16 protein-coding genes and 3 pseudogenes are annotated in these 16,228 nt (G+C 33.1%); 5 read left to right on the top strand and 14 right to left on the bottom strand.

Annotated elements, in window-relative coordinates; translation table 11 throughout:
- Window positions 1-647 precede the first annotated feature (647 nt).
- The 6 genes and pseudogenes from QQS35_RS22735 to QQS35_RS22715 form a co-directional block, all read right to left on the bottom strand.
- Window positions 648-974: pseudogene (locus tag QQS35_RS22735) on the bottom strand (redoxin domain-containing protein); the annotation flags it as partial.
- Between the two features lie 15 nt (window positions 975-989).
- A complete protein-coding gene (locus tag QQS35_RS22730) occupies window positions 990-1,157 on the bottom strand; it encodes a hypothetical protein (RefSeq protein ID WP_285934548.1) in 168 nt (55 codons plus the stop codon).
- Between the two features lie 671 nt (window positions 1,158-1,828).
- On the bottom strand, window positions 1,829-3,328 hold the full coding sequence (locus QQS35_RS22725) for an extracellular solute-binding protein (RefSeq protein WP_407934002.1): 1,500 nt from the start codon (window positions 3,326-3,328) through the stop codon (window positions 1,829-1,831).
- Between the two features lie 685 nt (window positions 3,329-4,013).
- On the bottom strand, window positions 4,014-4,253 hold the full coding sequence (locus tag QQS35_RS22865; RefSeq protein ID WP_331490940.1) for a DMT family transporter: 240 nt from the start codon (window positions 4,251-4,253) through the stop codon (window positions 4,014-4,016).
- Window positions 4,220-4,531, bottom strand: coding sequence for an EamA family transporter (locus tag QQS35_RS22860; protein ID WP_331490939.1), 312 nt, complete (start codon window positions 4,529-4,531; stop codon window positions 4,220-4,222). The genes QQS35_RS22865 and QQS35_RS22860 overlap by 34 nt, the downstream gene beginning before the upstream one ends.
- A gap of 28 nt (window positions 4,532-4,559) precedes the next feature.
- The gene (locus QQS35_RS22715) at window positions 4,560-5,579 is read right to left on the bottom strand and encodes an FUSC family protein (RefSeq protein WP_285934575.1); all 1,020 of its coding nucleotides are present in this window, start codon (window positions 5,577-5,579) and stop codon (window positions 4,560-4,562) included.
- Between the two features lie 490 nt (window positions 5,580-6,069).
- Between QQS35_RS22715 and QQS35_RS22710 the strand changes: the two genes are divergently transcribed.
- Entirely contained in the window at window positions 6,070-6,225 is a 156-nt protein-coding gene (locus QQS35_RS22710) for a DUF1540 domain-containing protein (protein WP_285934547.1), read from the top strand.
- Between the two features lie 180 nt (window positions 6,226-6,405).
- Here the strand turns inward: QQS35_RS22710 and QQS35_RS22705 are convergent, their stop codons facing one another.
- The 4 genes from QQS35_RS22705 to QQS35_RS22690 all read right to left on the bottom strand — a co-directional run bounded on the left by QQS35_RS22705 (window position 6,406) and on the right by QQS35_RS22690 (window position 9,892).
- A complete protein-coding gene (locus QQS35_RS22705) occupies window positions 6,406-7,533 on the bottom strand; it encodes a DUF4145 domain-containing protein (RefSeq protein WP_285934546.1) in 1,128 nt (375 codons plus the stop codon).
- 133 nt (window positions 7,534-7,666) lie between these two features.
- On the bottom strand, window positions 7,667-8,542 hold the full coding sequence (locus QQS35_RS22700) for a radical SAM/SPASM domain-containing protein (protein WP_285934545.1): 876 nt from the start codon (window positions 8,540-8,542) through the stop codon (window positions 7,667-7,669).
- Between the two features lie 387 nt (window positions 8,543-8,929).
- Window positions 8,930-9,076, bottom strand: a complete 147-nt coding sequence (locus tag QQS35_RS22695; protein WP_285934544.1) for a hypothetical protein — start codon at window positions 9,074-9,076, stop codon at window positions 8,930-8,932.
- Window positions 9,077-9,190: 114 nt separating this feature from the next.
- On the bottom strand, window positions 9,191-9,892 hold the full coding sequence (locus QQS35_RS22690) for an HAD family hydrolase (protein ID WP_285934543.1): 702 nt from the start codon (window positions 9,890-9,892) through the stop codon (window positions 9,191-9,193).
- A 288-nt stretch (window positions 9,893-10,180) separates the two neighbouring features.
- Between QQS35_RS22690 and QQS35_RS22685 the strand changes: the two genes are divergently transcribed.
- The gene (locus tag QQS35_RS22685) at window positions 10,181-10,732 is read left to right on the top strand and encodes a DUF7010 family protein (RefSeq protein ID WP_285934542.1); all 552 of its coding nucleotides are present in this window, start codon (window positions 10,181-10,183) and stop codon (window positions 10,730-10,732) included.
- A 186-nt stretch (window positions 10,733-10,918) separates the two neighbouring features.
- On the opposite strand, the gene QQS35_RS22680 is transcribed toward QQS35_RS22685, so the two are convergent.
- Window positions 10,919-11,371: a DUF305 domain-containing protein gene (locus QQS35_RS22680; RefSeq protein WP_285934541.1), complete on the bottom strand. Its 453-nt coding sequence runs from the start codon at window positions 11,369-11,371 to the stop codon at window positions 10,919-10,921.
- Between the two features lie 234 nt (window positions 11,372-11,605).
- On the opposite strand from QQS35_RS22680, the pseudogene QQS35_RS22675 reads away from it, so the two are divergent.
- A pseudogene (locus tag QQS35_RS22675) lies at window positions 11,606-12,104 on the top strand (DUF3231 family protein); the annotation flags it as partial.
- Window positions 12,105-12,354: 250 nt separating this feature from the next.
- On the opposite strand, the gene QQS35_RS22670 reads toward QQS35_RS22675, so the two are convergent.
- Window positions 12,355-12,471, bottom strand: coding sequence for a YjcZ family sporulation protein (locus QQS35_RS22670; protein WP_285934540.1), 117 nt, complete (start codon window positions 12,469-12,471; stop codon window positions 12,355-12,357).
- A gap of 183 nt (window positions 12,472-12,654) precedes the next feature.
- On the opposite strand from QQS35_RS22670, the gene QQS35_RS22665 reads away from it, so the two are divergent.
- Together QQS35_RS22665 and QQS35_RS22660 are read left to right on the top strand one after the other, a co-directional pair.
- Window positions 12,655-13,068: a hypothetical protein gene (locus tag QQS35_RS22665; protein WP_285934539.1), complete on the top strand. Its 414-nt coding sequence runs from the start codon at window positions 12,655-12,657 to the stop codon at window positions 13,066-13,068.
- Between the two features lie 315 nt (window positions 13,069-13,383).
- Window positions 13,384-13,467: pseudogene (locus QQS35_RS22660) on the top strand (YjcZ family sporulation protein); the annotation flags it as partial.
- 326 nt (window positions 13,468-13,793) lie between these two features.
- On the opposite strand, the gene QQS35_RS22655 reads toward QQS35_RS22660, so the two are convergent.
- A complete protein-coding gene (locus QQS35_RS22655; RefSeq protein WP_285934538.1) occupies window positions 13,794-14,369 on the bottom strand; it encodes a hypothetical protein in 576 nt (191 codons plus the stop codon).
- Window positions 14,370-15,120: 751 nt separating this feature from the next.
- A complete protein-coding gene (locus QQS35_RS22650) occupies window positions 15,121-16,110 on the bottom strand; it encodes a D-alanyl-D-alanine carboxypeptidase family protein (RefSeq protein ID WP_285934537.1) in 990 nt (329 codons plus the stop codon).
- Window positions 16,111-16,228 lie beyond the last annotated feature (118 nt).

Below are 16,228 nucleotides of genomic sequence, written 5' to 3'. Positions count from 1 at the left end.
ATCTTCCTCATTCAAGTCCAAAAGAAAGGTATTTATTCTAGACGATTACTAAAAATCCGATGTCTCGATATCATAGAAATCACAGCAAGGACACAGATAATTATCATTGCTACATTCATCTTCAACAGTTTCCTGGTTATGTATATAACCGCAGCATTGACAAATTATAATACTCACTTACCTCCCTATATAAACAATATTCCATTGAATAAGCTACTAAACCCTTAGCTAGACCATAAGGATAAAATTGTATTAATTGATTAAGGAGATTATATATGAGAATGATTATCATTGTCAATATATCTTGAATAGATAATTACTTCTCACTAAATTAAGAGAATGGATAAAATAGCCTGTACCTCATTCTCCTTTCAAAGTTGATGAAGCTCCCATTTAACCGTTTCTGTTAGCATAATGGTTTATTCGAACACTTTATAAAAGAAATTAAAGTTTTCACTGAAAAATTAAAAAGTGCCAGCACTACATAAAGAACCATTTAGTAGTGCTGACACTTTTAAATATTTTTTTATTGTCTGTCACAAGGAATAACAACTGAAGTAGTTCTTTTCGTCTGAATCGCATTTCAAAGGCATATATATGCAGTCTTGTTTCCTTAACAAAGAAAGTCAGATTCTGCTACACTACTTCTATTGCATTGATTGATATTCCTCTTTTATTTCTTTAACCGTCTTATCGAACTCTTCTCCCCATAAATCATTAATTGTGCTAAATACAACGTTTCCCTCTTCATCTAAGATTCCGTATCCTCTGTAGGCAGCATTACCATTTTTCATGCCCAAATGGTCTATCATCTTAAGCTCAGGGTCTGAAATGAAAGGTAAACTTTGACCGTAGGATTCTTCTAAGGAGTTGTACAATACTACCTGTTGTTCAGGGGTATCCCCACTGATAATAAATTTGTTCACATCCAAATCATTCAATTGATCAAGATTTTCATGCAACTCAACTAGTTGCTGTTGGCAATGCGTTCAGGTATATGTCGTAATGAAAAAAAATAAAGTGGGTTTATCCTGCGGAAAAGCAATTTCACTGTTTTCCTGGTCAAGTAGAGTCATAGATTCTCCTTGTTCTTCTTTTCCACATGCTGAAAGAACAAGGACTGTCATAAGTAGCATAAGTATAAGTTTAGATTTCATAGCGTCTATCCTTTCTATATGTAGAAATCTTTATTTTTTAACTCTATCTTTTACATCGATAAAAATCAATCTTTAAGAATTCACTTACAATCTTACTCTTTATTTTGTCTAACTTTTTATTTTTATTTGATAATCTCCTCACCTTACCATTCGAAAATAATTCATGGAATAGGAAGGTCAATATATATATTTCTTTCATCCTTTTCATTGACCATGAGTGACAACTTGAACATTTTGTTTCAGGTCTTAAGTTCATATAGATAATATTTGAAATTACATCACAAAAAAACAATATTTTTGGAATCAATATAGCCATTTCGGAACATGGAAATTTTCGGACTAACATTATATTCTTTCTATTACCCTTAATTATTACTTTAATCTTTATTGATAAAACGGTGATATTTCAATTGGCTTTTTGGTTCACTTAATTCTTCTTTATTGCTTTAAAAAAATAAATTTCTAATTAAGATACTATTAATGCAACTCAGTAAAACAATCTAAAAAAATTCTATCATTTATGTAAAGGACTTGCTATGATGGAACAAAAGTTAGTGTTTCATTTGTCATCACCCTACAAATAACAGAGACACCATCCATAATAATAGATGATGCCCCTGTTTATGTTTTGCCAACTAAGAAACCTAGCGGACTAGGCCGACTTCTATGCATTATTTATTCTCTTGATACGATGCATTAAATTCATCTAGAATATCTTGCCCACCCTCAGCTTTCCACTTTTCTAATGCTGCTTCAAAACCTGCCTCATCCGTTTGGCCAAGAATGTATTTATAGGATTCATCGGTGATAATTTGTTGTAATCGACTTCCGTCTTGAACAAATGTTTTAGAATCTAACGTAACCGTTGGATCATTTATCAAATGATTTTCATTATCTTTCGTCAATTTTTCCGCTTTTGCCTTTGTCTCATATTCCATTGCACCTTCATACCTACCATTCGTATCAGGTTCCCCTATTTCTAAAGACTGGAATGGTTTAACTTCTCTATCCACTTTTGCTTGGTCTTCTACAGGCAATGCACCACCATCACTTACTGTATAGTGTTCATCCTCTATACCCCAATAAGATAGATTCGCTAGTTCTGTAGACATCATACTATCATAAAAAGCAAGTATCTCTTTCAACTCTTCTTCTGTTTTTACAGCACTTTTTGGAAATACAACGCCACTTCCAAATCCAGGAATAGCCCACACGCCAAATTCACCATCTGGTCCTTTTATATTGTTTTGCACATCAAACTCTGCGTCTGGGTTAAGCTCTATCGTATCTTTATACAAGCTAATGACATCTCCCATTGCACCAACATAGATTCCCGCTGTACCATTTTTAATGAAATTCTTTTGGTCTGGCTTACTCGTTACAGGAAAATCCTGGTTAATGTAGCCATTGCTATGAAGGTCTTTAAAATAATCCAAAGTTTCTTTATATTCTGGATACATAAATTCTGGTACAATTTCTCCATCTTTTACCCCAAAGTTGTTTGGGGTACCAAACCAAGATGCAACTGTTTTGAAAGCACCATAAACTAAATCACTACGATCAGATATGCCGAATGTATCGTCCTCCCCATTTCCATCTGGGTCATCCTCTGTAAAAGCTCTAGCCATTTCGTAAAATTCCTCTGTTGTAGTTGGAGTATCAAGACCTAAATTATCTGCCCAATCTTTCCGATAGATTATCCCTTGTCTAGATAATGGTCTACCTTGATAAAGCGTGTAAATTTTCCCATCTACCATTGAGTTTTCTAAAATTTGCGGCTTTAATTTACTTAGATTCTCATAATCATCTAAGTATGGACCAATTTCCCAAAACTGATCATCCCGCATCGCATCTTTAAACTGATTAAATATTGTTATATTTCCTAAATAAACCGCATCTGCAAGTGAATTTGTTGCAAAAGCTGTATTTACTCTGTCAGCGTATGTACTATCGGGAATCCACTGCATTTCAATATTTGTAGACGTTTCTTCCTCTAATTTATTTAAAATTGTATCTTCAGGAGCTTCTGGTGTGTGTAATGGTGCCATAATTGAAAACCCAGTTGCCCCACTTTCACTTCCCGCTGCGTCTTGATCGCCACAAGCAACAACTATACCCATCAATAGGAATAGGGTTGCGAATACTGTAAGCTTTCGTCTCATATTTTTCATTCGAACCACCCACTTAATCGTTTTTTATTTACAACTCTAATTATATTGAAAACCCTTTCATATGTGAATAATCATTATCATAGATACGTATAAGTAGAGGGTTCAGTTAGTATAATGATTATCTTTATCGATTGATGAGTATCATTTTTTATCAGCTGATTATGTATAAATTTTAATCGGTTGCACTAGCATAATACAGGCTTTTTTTTAAAAAAACAATATAGAATAGAATAAAGCTTATATTTACTATAATCATTGTCTTTGATTTAAAATATCTCTTAATAATGAAAGATACTTATACAGTTTCTTTCATTATTACGATTGATAACTAACTTCTTTATTCTTTAGAATAATTCACTGTAATTCGGTTAATTTAATAATGAACATTTCCTTTAACATTAGTTGGTATAAAAAAGCATAGCTACCATCTATCTATAAAAGATAAGCAATACGAGAGATTTTAATGATGAATGGAGGGATCGACATGGTTAAGGACTCACATGCACCAAGAGAAAAACAGAATGGCAATGGCAAACTACCAGATGAACAAAAAAGAGGAAAAGGCAAATCAAATTCACGAGGAGTCACTCGATAGTGATATCATAGTCCCTCTGAAGAGTACAGAGGGACTGTTTCTTGCCCCCATATACAACCTATCTAGCAAGACATTTAGATCATTATTAATTTAAAGGGTCGGATGACCAGATATAACTGTCTGTTTAGTACACTTATTAGACTTTTTTTGAACTATAATTATAGCTAAAATAACTAGTATGATTCCGAAGTATTGCCATACGTTTAAATATTCATTAAAAATAATAAAGGCAAATACGGAAGCTACTACGGGCTCAATTGTTGCTATAATTGATGCCTTACTTGATTCTATTACACTCAGACCTTTTGTGTACAAAAGAAAAGGAAGCATGGTTGAGAAAAAGCACTAAATAAACACCAATTAAAAAAGACAATACTAATAACGCCAGTTCCGATAAAGTATTTACTATCAACTAGCTTGATTTTAAACAACTTTCGATTTTTAATTATGACGAAGACGGTTAAAAATATAGATGCAGATAAGACCCGAATCGTAACAACCTGTGTAAGGGTGAAACCTAATTCGTAAAGGTAGGTAACAAAGATTCCGATGATGCCCCACAAAGATGCCCCTAAACCAATATATAATACTGCTAATTTACTATTCATCATATACTTCCTTGCTTCCACACTATTCTCATTTTCCATTTTCTCTTATCTTAAGATACTGATTTATTAGTTTCTCAAGCCGCTCCAGATGAAATGAATAGTCAACTATGGAAGATGCAATAATCATGATACGAAGTTTTTGTTCTTTATTTACATGATAAAATTCTAGAATCCGGTCATAAAACCTATCTTTTTCCTTTAATATATCGTTTTCTATATCCTCATGGTCTTCTTTTATTTTACCTAAGTATTTCAACAATAAATATTCATGGTATTTTATTAATTCTTCCAGCTGTTGGTCAAATACTTCATTTTCGTCATTTTCAGATTTACTTTGAAAATAGTGTTCCTCGATATTTTCCAGAAGCTGATTTCCCTCTTGTAAAACCTTCAGCATTTGTTTAAACACAACGATTTCTCTTATATTTAATCGTTTTGCCTTACCTAACTTTTCTCTTTCTTCATCGAATAATTTATATTGTTCTTCTAATTTTTTCAAATCCTTCTTAAAGCTCCTGTTAATATCTTGATAGGAAGCCTCTGTCATTTCATTTGAAATCGCCGTTCTCATTAATAACGACATATTTCTAAAAGTTACGTCTACGTTTTGAATAAACTTCTTTTTGTATTTTGGGGGATATACCAATATATTAACAATTATTGCAGTGCTAGTTCCTATCACAATGACAAGAAATCTTTCTAATGCAAAATAAAAGTCTCCACTTCCCGTCGCACTCATTATTGCTATGACAGTAACAAGCGTTAGCGGAATAGTGGTTTCCATTTTCAACTTGATATTTAATGAAATCATAAAAATAATTACGAATCCGATAATGACCGGGTTTTCACCAAAGAAATATATAAAAAACAAAGAAATTGAAGCACCTAATGTATTTGTGATTACTTGATCTAATAATTGCTTCCATGTACGGTAAACAGAAGGTTGGACTGCCAATATCGCCGCTACTCCAGCAAAAACAAAATTATCCAAACTGAAAAAAATACAAATATAAATTGATAACGTAACTGCTAAACCTGTTTTTAAAATTCTTGGACCAAAAGGAATATCTATCTCTCCCCTTCTTAAAAAATAGTAATGCTTATTTATGAACTTATCATAAGTTGAGAAAAAGGGATAGCTTTCCTATCCCTTTTCCATCAGCTGATTAACTTGCATGTTTTTTTGATTGAGGAATGAAGAAAGACAGATGTGATGATTAGACCCTCCGTCACGAATATTATTGCATCTTTCTTTTTGTTGCAATGTTATGGAAAAAGTTTCATGAATAAATAAACCCTCGTTTGTTTCTAAGCGGGTTTTAGGGTAAAGAATTTTAGAAGAGAGTCTTTCAGTAGATTAGCAAAAAAAGGAGGATGGAGTTCTGACTCAAACTGTACTTGACAATTGTATTAATACTAATAAATAGAGAGTCTATAAATCTATAATACACAAATATAACATTAGACCCTTTATACAATAATAACTTGTACATTAAAATTATTATTGATATAATGTAAAAAAATGGAGGTGAGAGATTATGGCTTTAGACGTATTATGTGAAGTAGAAAACTGTGTTCATAATTTGGAAGGTGAAAAGTGTGGAGCTGATGAGATTTTTGTAGTTAGCCACAAAGGCAGTACAGCTTCTTCGCAACAAGAAACTGACTGCAAAACATTTGAGCTTGAGGTTTAATTTAAGTTTTCTGGGTAGCTTTCTGAGCTACTCTTTTTTTATATTTTATTTACATGATAAAGATTATCATTCTCGTTTATACTTGTCAAGCCTTTAAAAGACAGTTTTTTAAATTTTTACGGATATAAATTTTGCCTGCTCCTTTTATAAATAATTATATTTGGTTAATAACTCAAGTATTTAATTCATCTTATCCAATTGCTTTTCCTTTAATTGATCAAACAGCTTCTCTACTGTACCGACACCTACATTTTCATATTTTGCTAGAATAACAAGTTCTTTTGGCAGCTGCCCTACCATTTCGATTTGGTCTTCATTTAGTTGTCTAATCAAGCTAGGAATTCCAGTGAATTCAGAAGTATTAAGTTGAATACTAGCTAACTGTTCTGTTACAATCACATAATTCGTTTTGTAAAATAAAAAAAGTTCTCCTGGCCGCTCAAGTAGTAGTTTACGACGTGTTTTTTCTTCCTTAATATAGTCCTGTAATTCATCAAAAAGCGTTGCATCATTTTTTTCATTATAACGTTTCACGTGCTTGTGTAGATTTTCTAAGTCCTTTGGCAGTTCACTCATAATTCTTGCCTGTTGTTCTCCACCTAGTCGGATGAGAAACATTTCTGATTTGCTAAACCGTTGGGGCAACAAAAAAGCATCCCTAAGGAAATGGGGAACCTCTAGTTGTTGATCCTTATAGGAAATCTTACGTATTGTTGTGAATCCTGGCAGTTCCGGTTGAAATGGTAAGTCTATTTCTTCCTCGATCGCAGCAATTTCCGGTTTGGCTGTTTCTTCTGAGAGCTTATGTACCGATGCTGTAAGGAGCTCTTCTAATGCTTTTAATCTTACTTCTACTTCAGCTATATCATAGGACTGCTCCATTTGTGGAGATGGGTCTTGATAATCTGGTACGGTTAGATTAACTGGACCATAAACTTCCACATACCATTTTACGATTTTGTACACTGCTTCCCACGACAATAAAGCCTCTGAAAAACGAAAGATTCGAGAATCATGGGCAGCCTGGTTTCCAATCATACGAACATGATGCAGCGCATCGCGAATCTCATTTGTTAAATACCCATGTTCATCTAATGAGGCTAATCTTTCTTTTAAGTGTGTTCGTTGATCTACTGGGATTTTCTCAATCTGAACTACTTTTCCTAGGATCGTCTCAATAAAGACTCTAGCATGTGTCAGCATTGTACGTGGACTAGTGAAGATACTATTTTCTAACTCACGTGCCACAAGGGCCAGTTCTTTTGATACGGGCTCAAGAAATTGATAAAAGTAGGTTTGCTTGTTCATGGGTGTTTCCTCCGATGTTTATACTGTGACGTCATCCATTTTGTTATGTAATCGACAATCAAACTTCTATTTTAACAGAAAGTTTATACATATTTAAAAGAAAAGTAATGGTAATAACTTCCACTACTTCATATTAACCAAACCGTTTCCTGTAACCGCATTTCCTACATAATTCCTCTACTGCAACCCTTTTTGAAAATCCATCGACGAGTTTGGTCGCTCTGTCCCCTGCAATAATTTCTGAAAAAGAGGAGTTTTTTATATTACCAAGGTTAATTACACCTTCTCCATCTAAACAACAAGGAACAACCGTACCGTTCGTTAAAATACCTGCTTGGTTGCGGAGTCCATAACAAAAACCTTTGCCATCATCCTCTTCTTCTTGTAAGGAGGGCCATTTGAACTCATAATCTTGATTAATGAAGATTCGGTCTGCAATTTTTATACCACTTCCCGGCGTGATTTTTTCTTCAATTTTATATGACAAATTAAATTCCGATTCAATCAATGCAAGCATATCTCGGTTACGTTGTTTTTCCGCATTCGTCGCATTATCTTCGGATAGGTTCCATAGTCTTAAGGAAACAATCATGTCGGATTGGTGTGTTGCTTCTTTAATAAATGAAAGCACACTACTTACGTATCCTTCCTTATCGACTGATCCTTCATGACCATCAAAACTGTGTAGGGAAAAATTCATCTGTCTTAAAGCTGGTTTATTTAGTAATTGATGCTTCCTTTTATTAATTAGTGTTCCATTGGTGGTAATATTCACCTTAAACCCTTTTTCATGGCTTATGTCTAACAGTTGATCAATCTTGGGATGAAGCAATGGCTCACCTTTTACATGTAAATTAATGTAGTCTGTATGCGGCTTAATCTGGTCTAACCTTATTGCAAAATCCTCAACGGAAACAAATTGCCTCTCTCTAATCGTAGGTGGACAAAAGCTACAAGCGAGATTACATACACTTGTAATCTCCAAATAAAACTTCTTAAACTTTTTCAAGTTCAGTTCCTCTTTTCTTGATCAACTAGTTTTTTTATGTTTTTTGGCAATAATTCTCGATCAAACTTATATAGTGTCTGTTAGAAGTAAAGTGATTAACAAAGGTTTATAGTGTAAAAACAAGGAGTACAGTGCTATTTTATTTATGATAGTAAATTTCATAGCTCATTTTTTGTTTCATTAGTTTAAAATATATTATAACAACAAACACGGAAAATGATGAAAAATAAATAATAAATATAATTTCACTATCATATTGCATTGTAGATAAAAACACAGAGGAGTTATAGCTTTCTTAATAATACGACAAATAGCACTTGGACCAATAATCCAAGCGCCATTATAACTTAAATGTCATGTGTATCTTATTTAGGAATTTTAAAAAAATTATCTTTCTGTATTTTTCAGCGTATCTAGTTTATCTTGTTTAGGTTCTTGATGTTGTTTGGTGATATCATTATTCATTTTTAAGGTTGAAGCATCCAAATTATTATTTAAAATAGCTTCTTCATTTAGTTTTTCTTTCTTAGCCATTGTATGTCCCTCCATTTTATTTCAAGAATAGATTTTCTTATGGTGTGCATTCTTTCATTTAAAATGTAGCTGACGGAAAAGTATTTTCTTTCAAAATAAAATCTTTACAAGGTTTCAATCAACAAATAAATCTAAAAGATCCTTTGCACTATGCACTTCATTATCCGGCTTATAATCAGTGTCAGTAGGTACAGATTTTCTACGATGATTCATCCAAATTGCCTGCCAACCTGCTTGTTTCGCCCCAACTATATCTTTTTCAAAAGAGTCACCTATGTAAACTGTTTTTGTTGGTTCAAGTCCAAGTTTTTTTTCGACAATATCAAAGATTTCCCGCTTCGGTTTGGCGTGACCATGAGTTCCTGAAATAAAAATGTTCTCAACAGGAATCCAGCTGGTTAAGTCAAGCTGGTTAATTTTCATCGATTGATGTTTCTCCTCACCGTTAGTAAGAATGGCAAGTTTTTTCTCTTTTTGATGCAGCAAGTCTAATAGCTCTACTACTTCATCAAACATCGTGATTTTTTGTTGTTCAACAACATACGTCTCATGAAAAGTAGTTGCTTTTTCTTTATCCATCGGGATATTAAAATCTTTACATGCAGCGATAATCCGACCAGTTTGCCATTCAAATTGGGATATCTCCCCTGCTTCACTTTGGTCAAATAAAATCTCACTATACTTCCTACTAGCTGTGTATATTTGATCAATCTCTTCATATGTAAACTGTCCTTTAACCAACTTTCTAAATGTATGATGAAAAGACAGTGCTTGATCGTATAATGTATCATCCACATCAAATATTATCGTATCCATTTAAGTTAGCCTCCTTAATCTATTACTATCATAGCATGTATTAGGACCTTAAAAGAAAAATAGGCAGCTATTTCGAACGGGGGTCTATTTTATCGGCAAGGCAAGACAATATTAACAATCCTTCGTACTGCTTATCAAATGTATGATACACAAATACTATGATAAAAACATTCTGTAATAAAAAATTTAAATGACCTTTTGGTATTTTATGTTAAAATTAATATCGGAATAATTGATGAAATGATCTAAACCAAAGCATTATGTAAAAAGAGATTAGGGGGATTAATTTTGGAATTATCAGAGATGAGAAATAAACTATCAGTAAGTGGAAAAAATGGTATAGGTTTTCTGTTGTCTGCTGTAGTAATTTGGTCAATCATTACGGTAATATTTTTACAACCAATAGAAACCTATCAGAAAAATATATTTATGTTATTTTCAACAGGATTAATGTTTCCGTTGTCTATTGGCATCTCTACGCTATTAAAAGCCGATTGGAAATTCAAAGATATTCCATTGGGGAATTTAGGAATGTACTTAAATGTCGCGCAAATTATTTATTTTCCTATACTTATATGGGCTATAGTAAAAAATCCGGAGGTAGCAGTTATATTTTTTGCTATTATAGTAGGTGCCCATTTCTTTCCATATGGGTGGCTTTATGATGCAAAAGCCTATTATATAATGGCACCTTTGATTTCAGTAATAATTATGACTGTTGGGTTATATTTAGTGGAGGCAAAGTTGTGGTTGATTCCACTCTGTATGGTTGTTCTTTTTCTAATCTTAATTTTATTAGTCTATATAGATTATAAGAAAAAGTTTAATCACGCGCATTGAGTAATAAGATACCAAACTACCCTAGTAGAAAAGTTTGTAACCTTGTGAACACTTTAATAACAAATGATCAAAGTAGCTTTTAATTATGAAGATGATATTTTAATAGTATACCGTTCTATAATATTTTCATACCAATCTGTTGTTTTGCTACGAATACAAATGGCTCCCAGTGACGGGAGCCATTTCTTATTCTTCCTCTTCAAGGTCTTCTATCAAGTTCTTCATTTCATCAATTTCTTTACGTTGTGCATTTATAATTTCATCCGCCAGTTCACGAACTCTTGGGTCTGTTATTTCGGCATGCTCACTTGTTAATATCGCAATAGAATGGTGGGGAATCATTGCCTCCATATAATCTGTATCATCTACAAGCGTTTGGCTTCGTAAAAGAAATAGTGAAAGGGAGAATACAATAATACTTACTGTTACAATCCCGATATTCGCTTTTCGATTTTTTAACATATTACGCATAAAAATTAACATAATAATTGCCATTGTGGCACCCATCAATAGTGCCATGTATGCTCTGGTTTCACTAAAAAAGACATGGCTGAATTCAAACGTACTTAAATATTTAAAAATAAACATTACAATCGTTGATGTTAAAACCATTCCAATAAACTTTGCGTATGGTTTCATACTATACACTCTCCTTGTCCAAATACTTATAAAAGATATTACCCGAATTCGATATAAAATAATCCTTTTAGATTAATTCTTCAATAAAAACTTGGTGTTTAATCGTTAATCGAAACAAAGAATATGTAATTCACAACCAAACCACGTATATAAAAGGGAATATATAGAAACTAATGGTAGTATCTATTTAATAGAACTACTCAATTTGGGAACGATTAACACGAGGTAAAAATTATGAATGAAGAGGAAATAAAACTTACTTCATCTGAAACAGGTACGTTGTGGGACAATATGTAAATGGAACAGCTGTAGATATGGTGAACAAATATATGATAACCATTATTGAAGATAAAGAAATTAAAGCGCTTTTTGATGAAGCAATTCAGATATTCTACAAACAAAAGAAACAAATTTCTGCTTTCCTAGAAAAAAAAACGGATTTCCTATTCCCATTGGGTTTACATATTCAGACCTAAATAAAGGAGCAAAATGATTGTTCACTGACATATTTTGTTTGCATTATTTGCATGTCATGACTATGCATGGTTTATTAGGTCACACTACTTCAATTTGTTCTTCTGTAAGAAAAGATTTACGTCATTTTTATGATTCTTGTGATAATGACGGAAAAAGAATGTACCACCAGACTACGGAATTACTACTCAAAAAAGGACATTTTCAAAGGGATCCTTATTTTTACCCTAAAGCAAATCCTGAATTCAATGAAGGGCAATAATTTTTATTAAACAAATGGTGTATATTTAACAAAAAAACAATTCGAATGTAGTTTATCTAACAAATTACTCATACCTTTTTGTTTAAAAAATAGTACTTCCCCCATCAAAGAAATTACTTCAGTCGGGATGCTTTATGTAGCGCACAATAAGTCTAAAATGGTGATTACATTCTTTTTCAATCATCTAAGAAGGGTATCACTAAGAAAATCAACTTAGTAATACCCTTTTATTATTTTAAAACATTAATTAGTATGCGCCGTATGCGCCATATCCTCCTGCATACGATGCACCAATGATGATTAATAGAATAAATAAAACAACTATTAACGCGAAACCTCCACCATATCCATATGCTGCACTCATTTTTTAGCCTCCTTTAGTTAGCTACATTATTATCTTATGAATGTATAACGTATTTGTAAGGGCATTCGCCTATTTTATTAACAAAATTAATTACTTTATATTAAATTTGACTTCATAATGTGCATACATACCATTCATATTATTTATACATGCATACGGTAAAGAAAAGGAGTTGATAAAAAAATGGATAATTTAACCGAATGGGAATTATATGAGCAATACAAAGAAAAAAAAGCAAAAGGAGAGAAAGCTCCCTCCATTCAAATCTTGTCGAAAGATTGGAACGATAACGTTTTACCTGTAGTAAAGGAAAAACACTTAAATCCCTTGCTTCAACTAATGGATGAAGCTAGGTATGCCTATCTTAAAAGTGTAAAAGATTATTACGTTGTTTTAGAGCATTATAAGAGTCAGTTTCATGATATATATCGATATGAAGCATCCAATACCAATAATCATGGTCCTTTACCAGTAAACGAGCTTATGAATCCAAGAAATTCAAGAAACCTTCCACTCATAAACCCAGATCATTTATTTCCATTGGAGTACCGTAAAAACATTCCAGAGGATCTTAAAATCGAACGTTATAAAAAGTAAGCAAAGATAAACCGTGTCATTGTCTCTCAACCAGTTAGAGTGACAATGACACAATTTTGATATAAAACCTCTTATCAATCTTTTACTAAATTGATAGAATGTTACTTCTCTCTTTATAACCATAGTTTTTTACAACTCAATAGAATAGATGGATCCCACAATTATACACTTTCTCCTATAGGATTAACCAAGACAATCATTGTTTTTTCTCTCTCTAGTATCATACGCCTTTCCCTTTCTATTATTTCACCATAGTATCAAGTTTAGAAAAGAGAGGGGATGAATCAGTTGAGTGGAGGAAACTTCGGTTGAAATAACAGTTTTATTTTGTTAGTTGTTCTTTTCGTCCTATTAGTCATCGTAGGTAATAACTACCCTACGGGTGGAGATTATAGCTAAATATTAGTTTCAGAGATATAAAGATAATCCAAGCCATAACAGCCAATGTGCTCATTAACATCTCCTATTGAACGGTAGAATAGGAAGGCCCTCACCCTATTCCTGTTTTTGGTAATGAACTCCAAAAACTAACCCCTTACTAGTTTATAAAAGCCACTTGTTTTCTTGGTAGGATACGTGTGGCTTTTATATACGAAACCATAAGACAAGTCTGTGTACACTTTGAAAATTTGTAGATGATTCTCTTACATAAAGTTCTTTATCATAGAAGTCGCTTCCGAATTAGAAAAGCCAAACACCAAAATCTCAAATGGAGTATTTTCTCTTTATTCACCAGCAATTGCAGCGTATTTGTTAACAATGAAGATTATCCCTTTCATCCAAATGAAACTATACATCAATGTAAATAGGAAAATGTAGATAACCATCCGCAGATCCAGTTCCTCTCCCACTGAAGGACCCAGTACTGGAAATTGGATTACAAATAATAAAAATAAAATAACTAACATCAAAGCTACTGCAGAAAATATAACTATCATCCATCCTTTTTTAAATGTCCTAAAAGTAAAGCCCATGCTAAGTCCTAGTAATCCTGTTGTAAATAAATATAAATAAGCTTCTCCAGGTTGAATCATAGATAAAAGTGCAAAAGTTACCAAATAGGTTAAAAAGCTTGTTTGAAGTGACCTTAATGCAGCTAAAACTATTGGAAGCGAAGATAGTGCACTAATTAAAAGTCCGATACCGCCAAACATTCCTGACGTCTGTAGTATGGCAGCAATCACTCCAAGCATTGCACCGTACACGACACGTTCAGCGTTGCTTTCATCCTTTCTTTTCATTCGTTTTACAATATGGACCTCATTTTTAAAAAAGTAATCCGGTGTTTCATGTTGTATCACCTAACTTTACAAAGTGAAAACTTTTGTCTTTAGCCTACTTGAAGAAGAAACGTCATTTGACAATTGTGTGAGACGATGTGATGAAACATCTATGTTATAAGGAAAAGGATTTTTGTTTCTAAGAGAGGAAGGTTTGCAGTAGATTTATATATCTAATTCGTAAATTATTGAAATGGATGCCATTTCTAACATATATTCTTTGATGACTAGCTGGTTTGTTTGCTTTTGGTGAATAACTGGTTACGTTATCTGAGTAATTTCAGGAAGACCCAGAAGTAAGCCAAATTGTTCAGTAACAGCAAAGGCTCCTAATGTATTCATATTGGTAAGTAATAGTTGATGCAGTCGCATTCAAATGCATACTTTTCACTCTTCCATTCTGGTCACCTTAACCATTGACTAGCGGCCAGCATAAGTTAAAGTGAATTTCTTTTGCCAAGGATTTACCCTATTCTACGTTAGCTCCTTATAAGTTAATGTCATCCTTGAAGCTTTTATGCATGATTTTATTACCATTTTAAGAGGACAAACTTTTAAAAAACAACTTTAATCAAGGAGAATTTTTAAGGGTCTTATATTAAATTACAAACAAACTTAATCAATTTCATAATACCAATCTTGTCGTCACCTACAACAATATATAGTTGGAGAAAACCATTTCCAAACTATATATTGTCATAGATGACTGAATAAGGTAATTATGAAATTGGCTCAACTAGTAAAAAATCTATAAAATTATGAATGAAATTATTCATCGACCAAAAGCTGCTTCGTACAATCGTTTTGTTTCAGAGAAGCGTTCCGTTTTAGTAGATGTTCCCATAACAACCGATACGAACCTCTCACCCTGTCTTTCAACCGTACCAGCAAAACAATAGCCCGCTTCATCTGTAAACCCTGTTTTAAGTCCATCGACTCCTTCATAACCCAGATTTTGTACATTTAAGGTAGGTAGCATCCAATTTGTATTTGTAAATGTTTGTTGGCCCATTGTATAAGTGGAAGCATCAATGACATCAAGAATAGTAGGAAATGATTGAATTAAATGCCTAGCAAGCATTGCTACTTCCTGTGCAGACATTCTATTTGAATCTGTTTCAGCTCCGACAGAATAAAACGTTCCAAGATCCTTGTTATTTAATCCCGTACTATTTACATATTGTGTGTGTTCAAATCCCATTTCTTCAGCTTTTTGATTCATTTGTAACACAAAATCCTTTTCACTACCCGCAACAGCCTCAGCTAAAGCAATCGCTGCACCATTTGCCGAATGAATCGCCATCGCCTCAAATAACTCGCGAATCGTATACGTTTGTCCCTTTTGTAAATGTACGGAAGAAAACCCTGGGGAATTGGATATGGTATAAGCATAATTGCTAACTTCTACCGTTTGATTCCATGTGACTTTTTGTTGCTGAATCGCTTCTAAAACTAAAAGCTCGGTCATCATTTTTGACATACTAGCAACAGGAAAGGATTGGTCATTATTACGCTCATAAAGAATGTTGCCATTATCTACGTTTATCAATATGACCGAACTAGCTTGGATCGCGAGTTCAGGTAATCTCTGAATCCTTTCTGGTATATGTAATTCTATTGGCGTTACAGTGTAATCAACACCAGACACACGATTGATTGGCAGAGTAGGTTCTGGTTGTGTGACAAGCTTTAAACCATATAGACCAGCACCAAACAATATTACTAGCAGAATTATTAATCTCAAGCTTTTTAACAAAATCATGTGACCTCCCAAATAAAAATAGGCATTATATAAAAGTCCTTCCATTCACATTGTCTTATTCGATATGAAAGGCATTATTAAGTATAGCACCACTTATTCATTTTATATTGGGGTGTAA

The sequence above is a fragment of the Aquibacillus rhizosphaerae genome (genome assembly GCF_030282825.1).
GTDB classification, from domain to species: Bacteria; Bacillota; Bacilli; order Bacillales; family Amphibacillaceae; genus Aquibacillus_C; species Aquibacillus_C rhizosphaerae.
The sequence above is the reverse complement of the archived record's forward strand: the minus strand, read 5'-3'. Positions and strand labels throughout refer to the sequence as shown.

Bases quoted from the DNA above. Each gene is read 5' to 3' on its own strand.
- QQS35_RS22730 (WP_285934548.1), bottom strand. From the start codon at position 1,157: ATGAAATCTAAACTTATACTTATGCTACTTATGACAGTCCTTGTTCTT.
- QQS35_RS22725 (WP_407934002.1), bottom strand. From the start codon at position 3,328: ATGAAAAATATGAGACGAAAGCTTACAGTATTCGCAACCCTATTCCTA.
- QQS35_RS22690 (WP_285934543.1), bottom strand. From the start codon at position 9,892: ATGGATACGATAATATTTGATGTGGATGATACATTATACGATCAAGCA.
- QQS35_RS22710 (WP_285934547.1), top strand. From the start codon at position 6,070: ATGGCTTTAGACGTATTATGTGAAGTAGAAAACTGTGTTCATAATTTG.
- QQS35_RS22680 (WP_285934541.1), bottom strand. From the start codon at position 11,371: ATGAAACCATACGCAAAGTTTATTGGAATGGTTTTAACATCAACGATT.
- QQS35_RS22670 (WP_285934540.1), bottom strand. From the start codon at position 12,471: ATGAGTGCAGCATATGGATATGGTGGAGGTTTCGCGTTAATAGTTGTT.
- QQS35_RS22705 (WP_285934546.1), bottom strand. From the start codon at position 7,533: ATGAACAAGCAAACCTACTTTTATCAATTTCTTGAGCCCGTATCAAAA.
- QQS35_RS22695 (WP_285934544.1), bottom strand. From the start codon at position 9,076: ATGGCTAAGAAAGAAAAACTAAATGAAGAAGCTATTTTAAATAATAAT.
- QQS35_RS22860 (WP_331490939.1), bottom strand. From the start codon at position 4,531: ATGAATAGTAAATTAGCAGTATTATATATTGGTTTAGGGGCATCTTTG.
- QQS35_RS22650 (WP_285934537.1), bottom strand. From the start codon at position 16,110: ATGATTTTGTTAAAAAGCTTGAGATTAATAATTCTGCTAGTAATATTG.
- QQS35_RS22865 (WP_331490940.1), bottom strand. From the start codon at position 4,253: ATGCTTCCTTTTCTTTTGTACACAAAAGGTCTGAGTGTAATAGAATCA.
- QQS35_RS22665 (WP_285934539.1), top strand. From the start codon at position 12,655: ATGGATAATTTAACCGAATGGGAATTATATGAGCAATACAAAGAAAAA.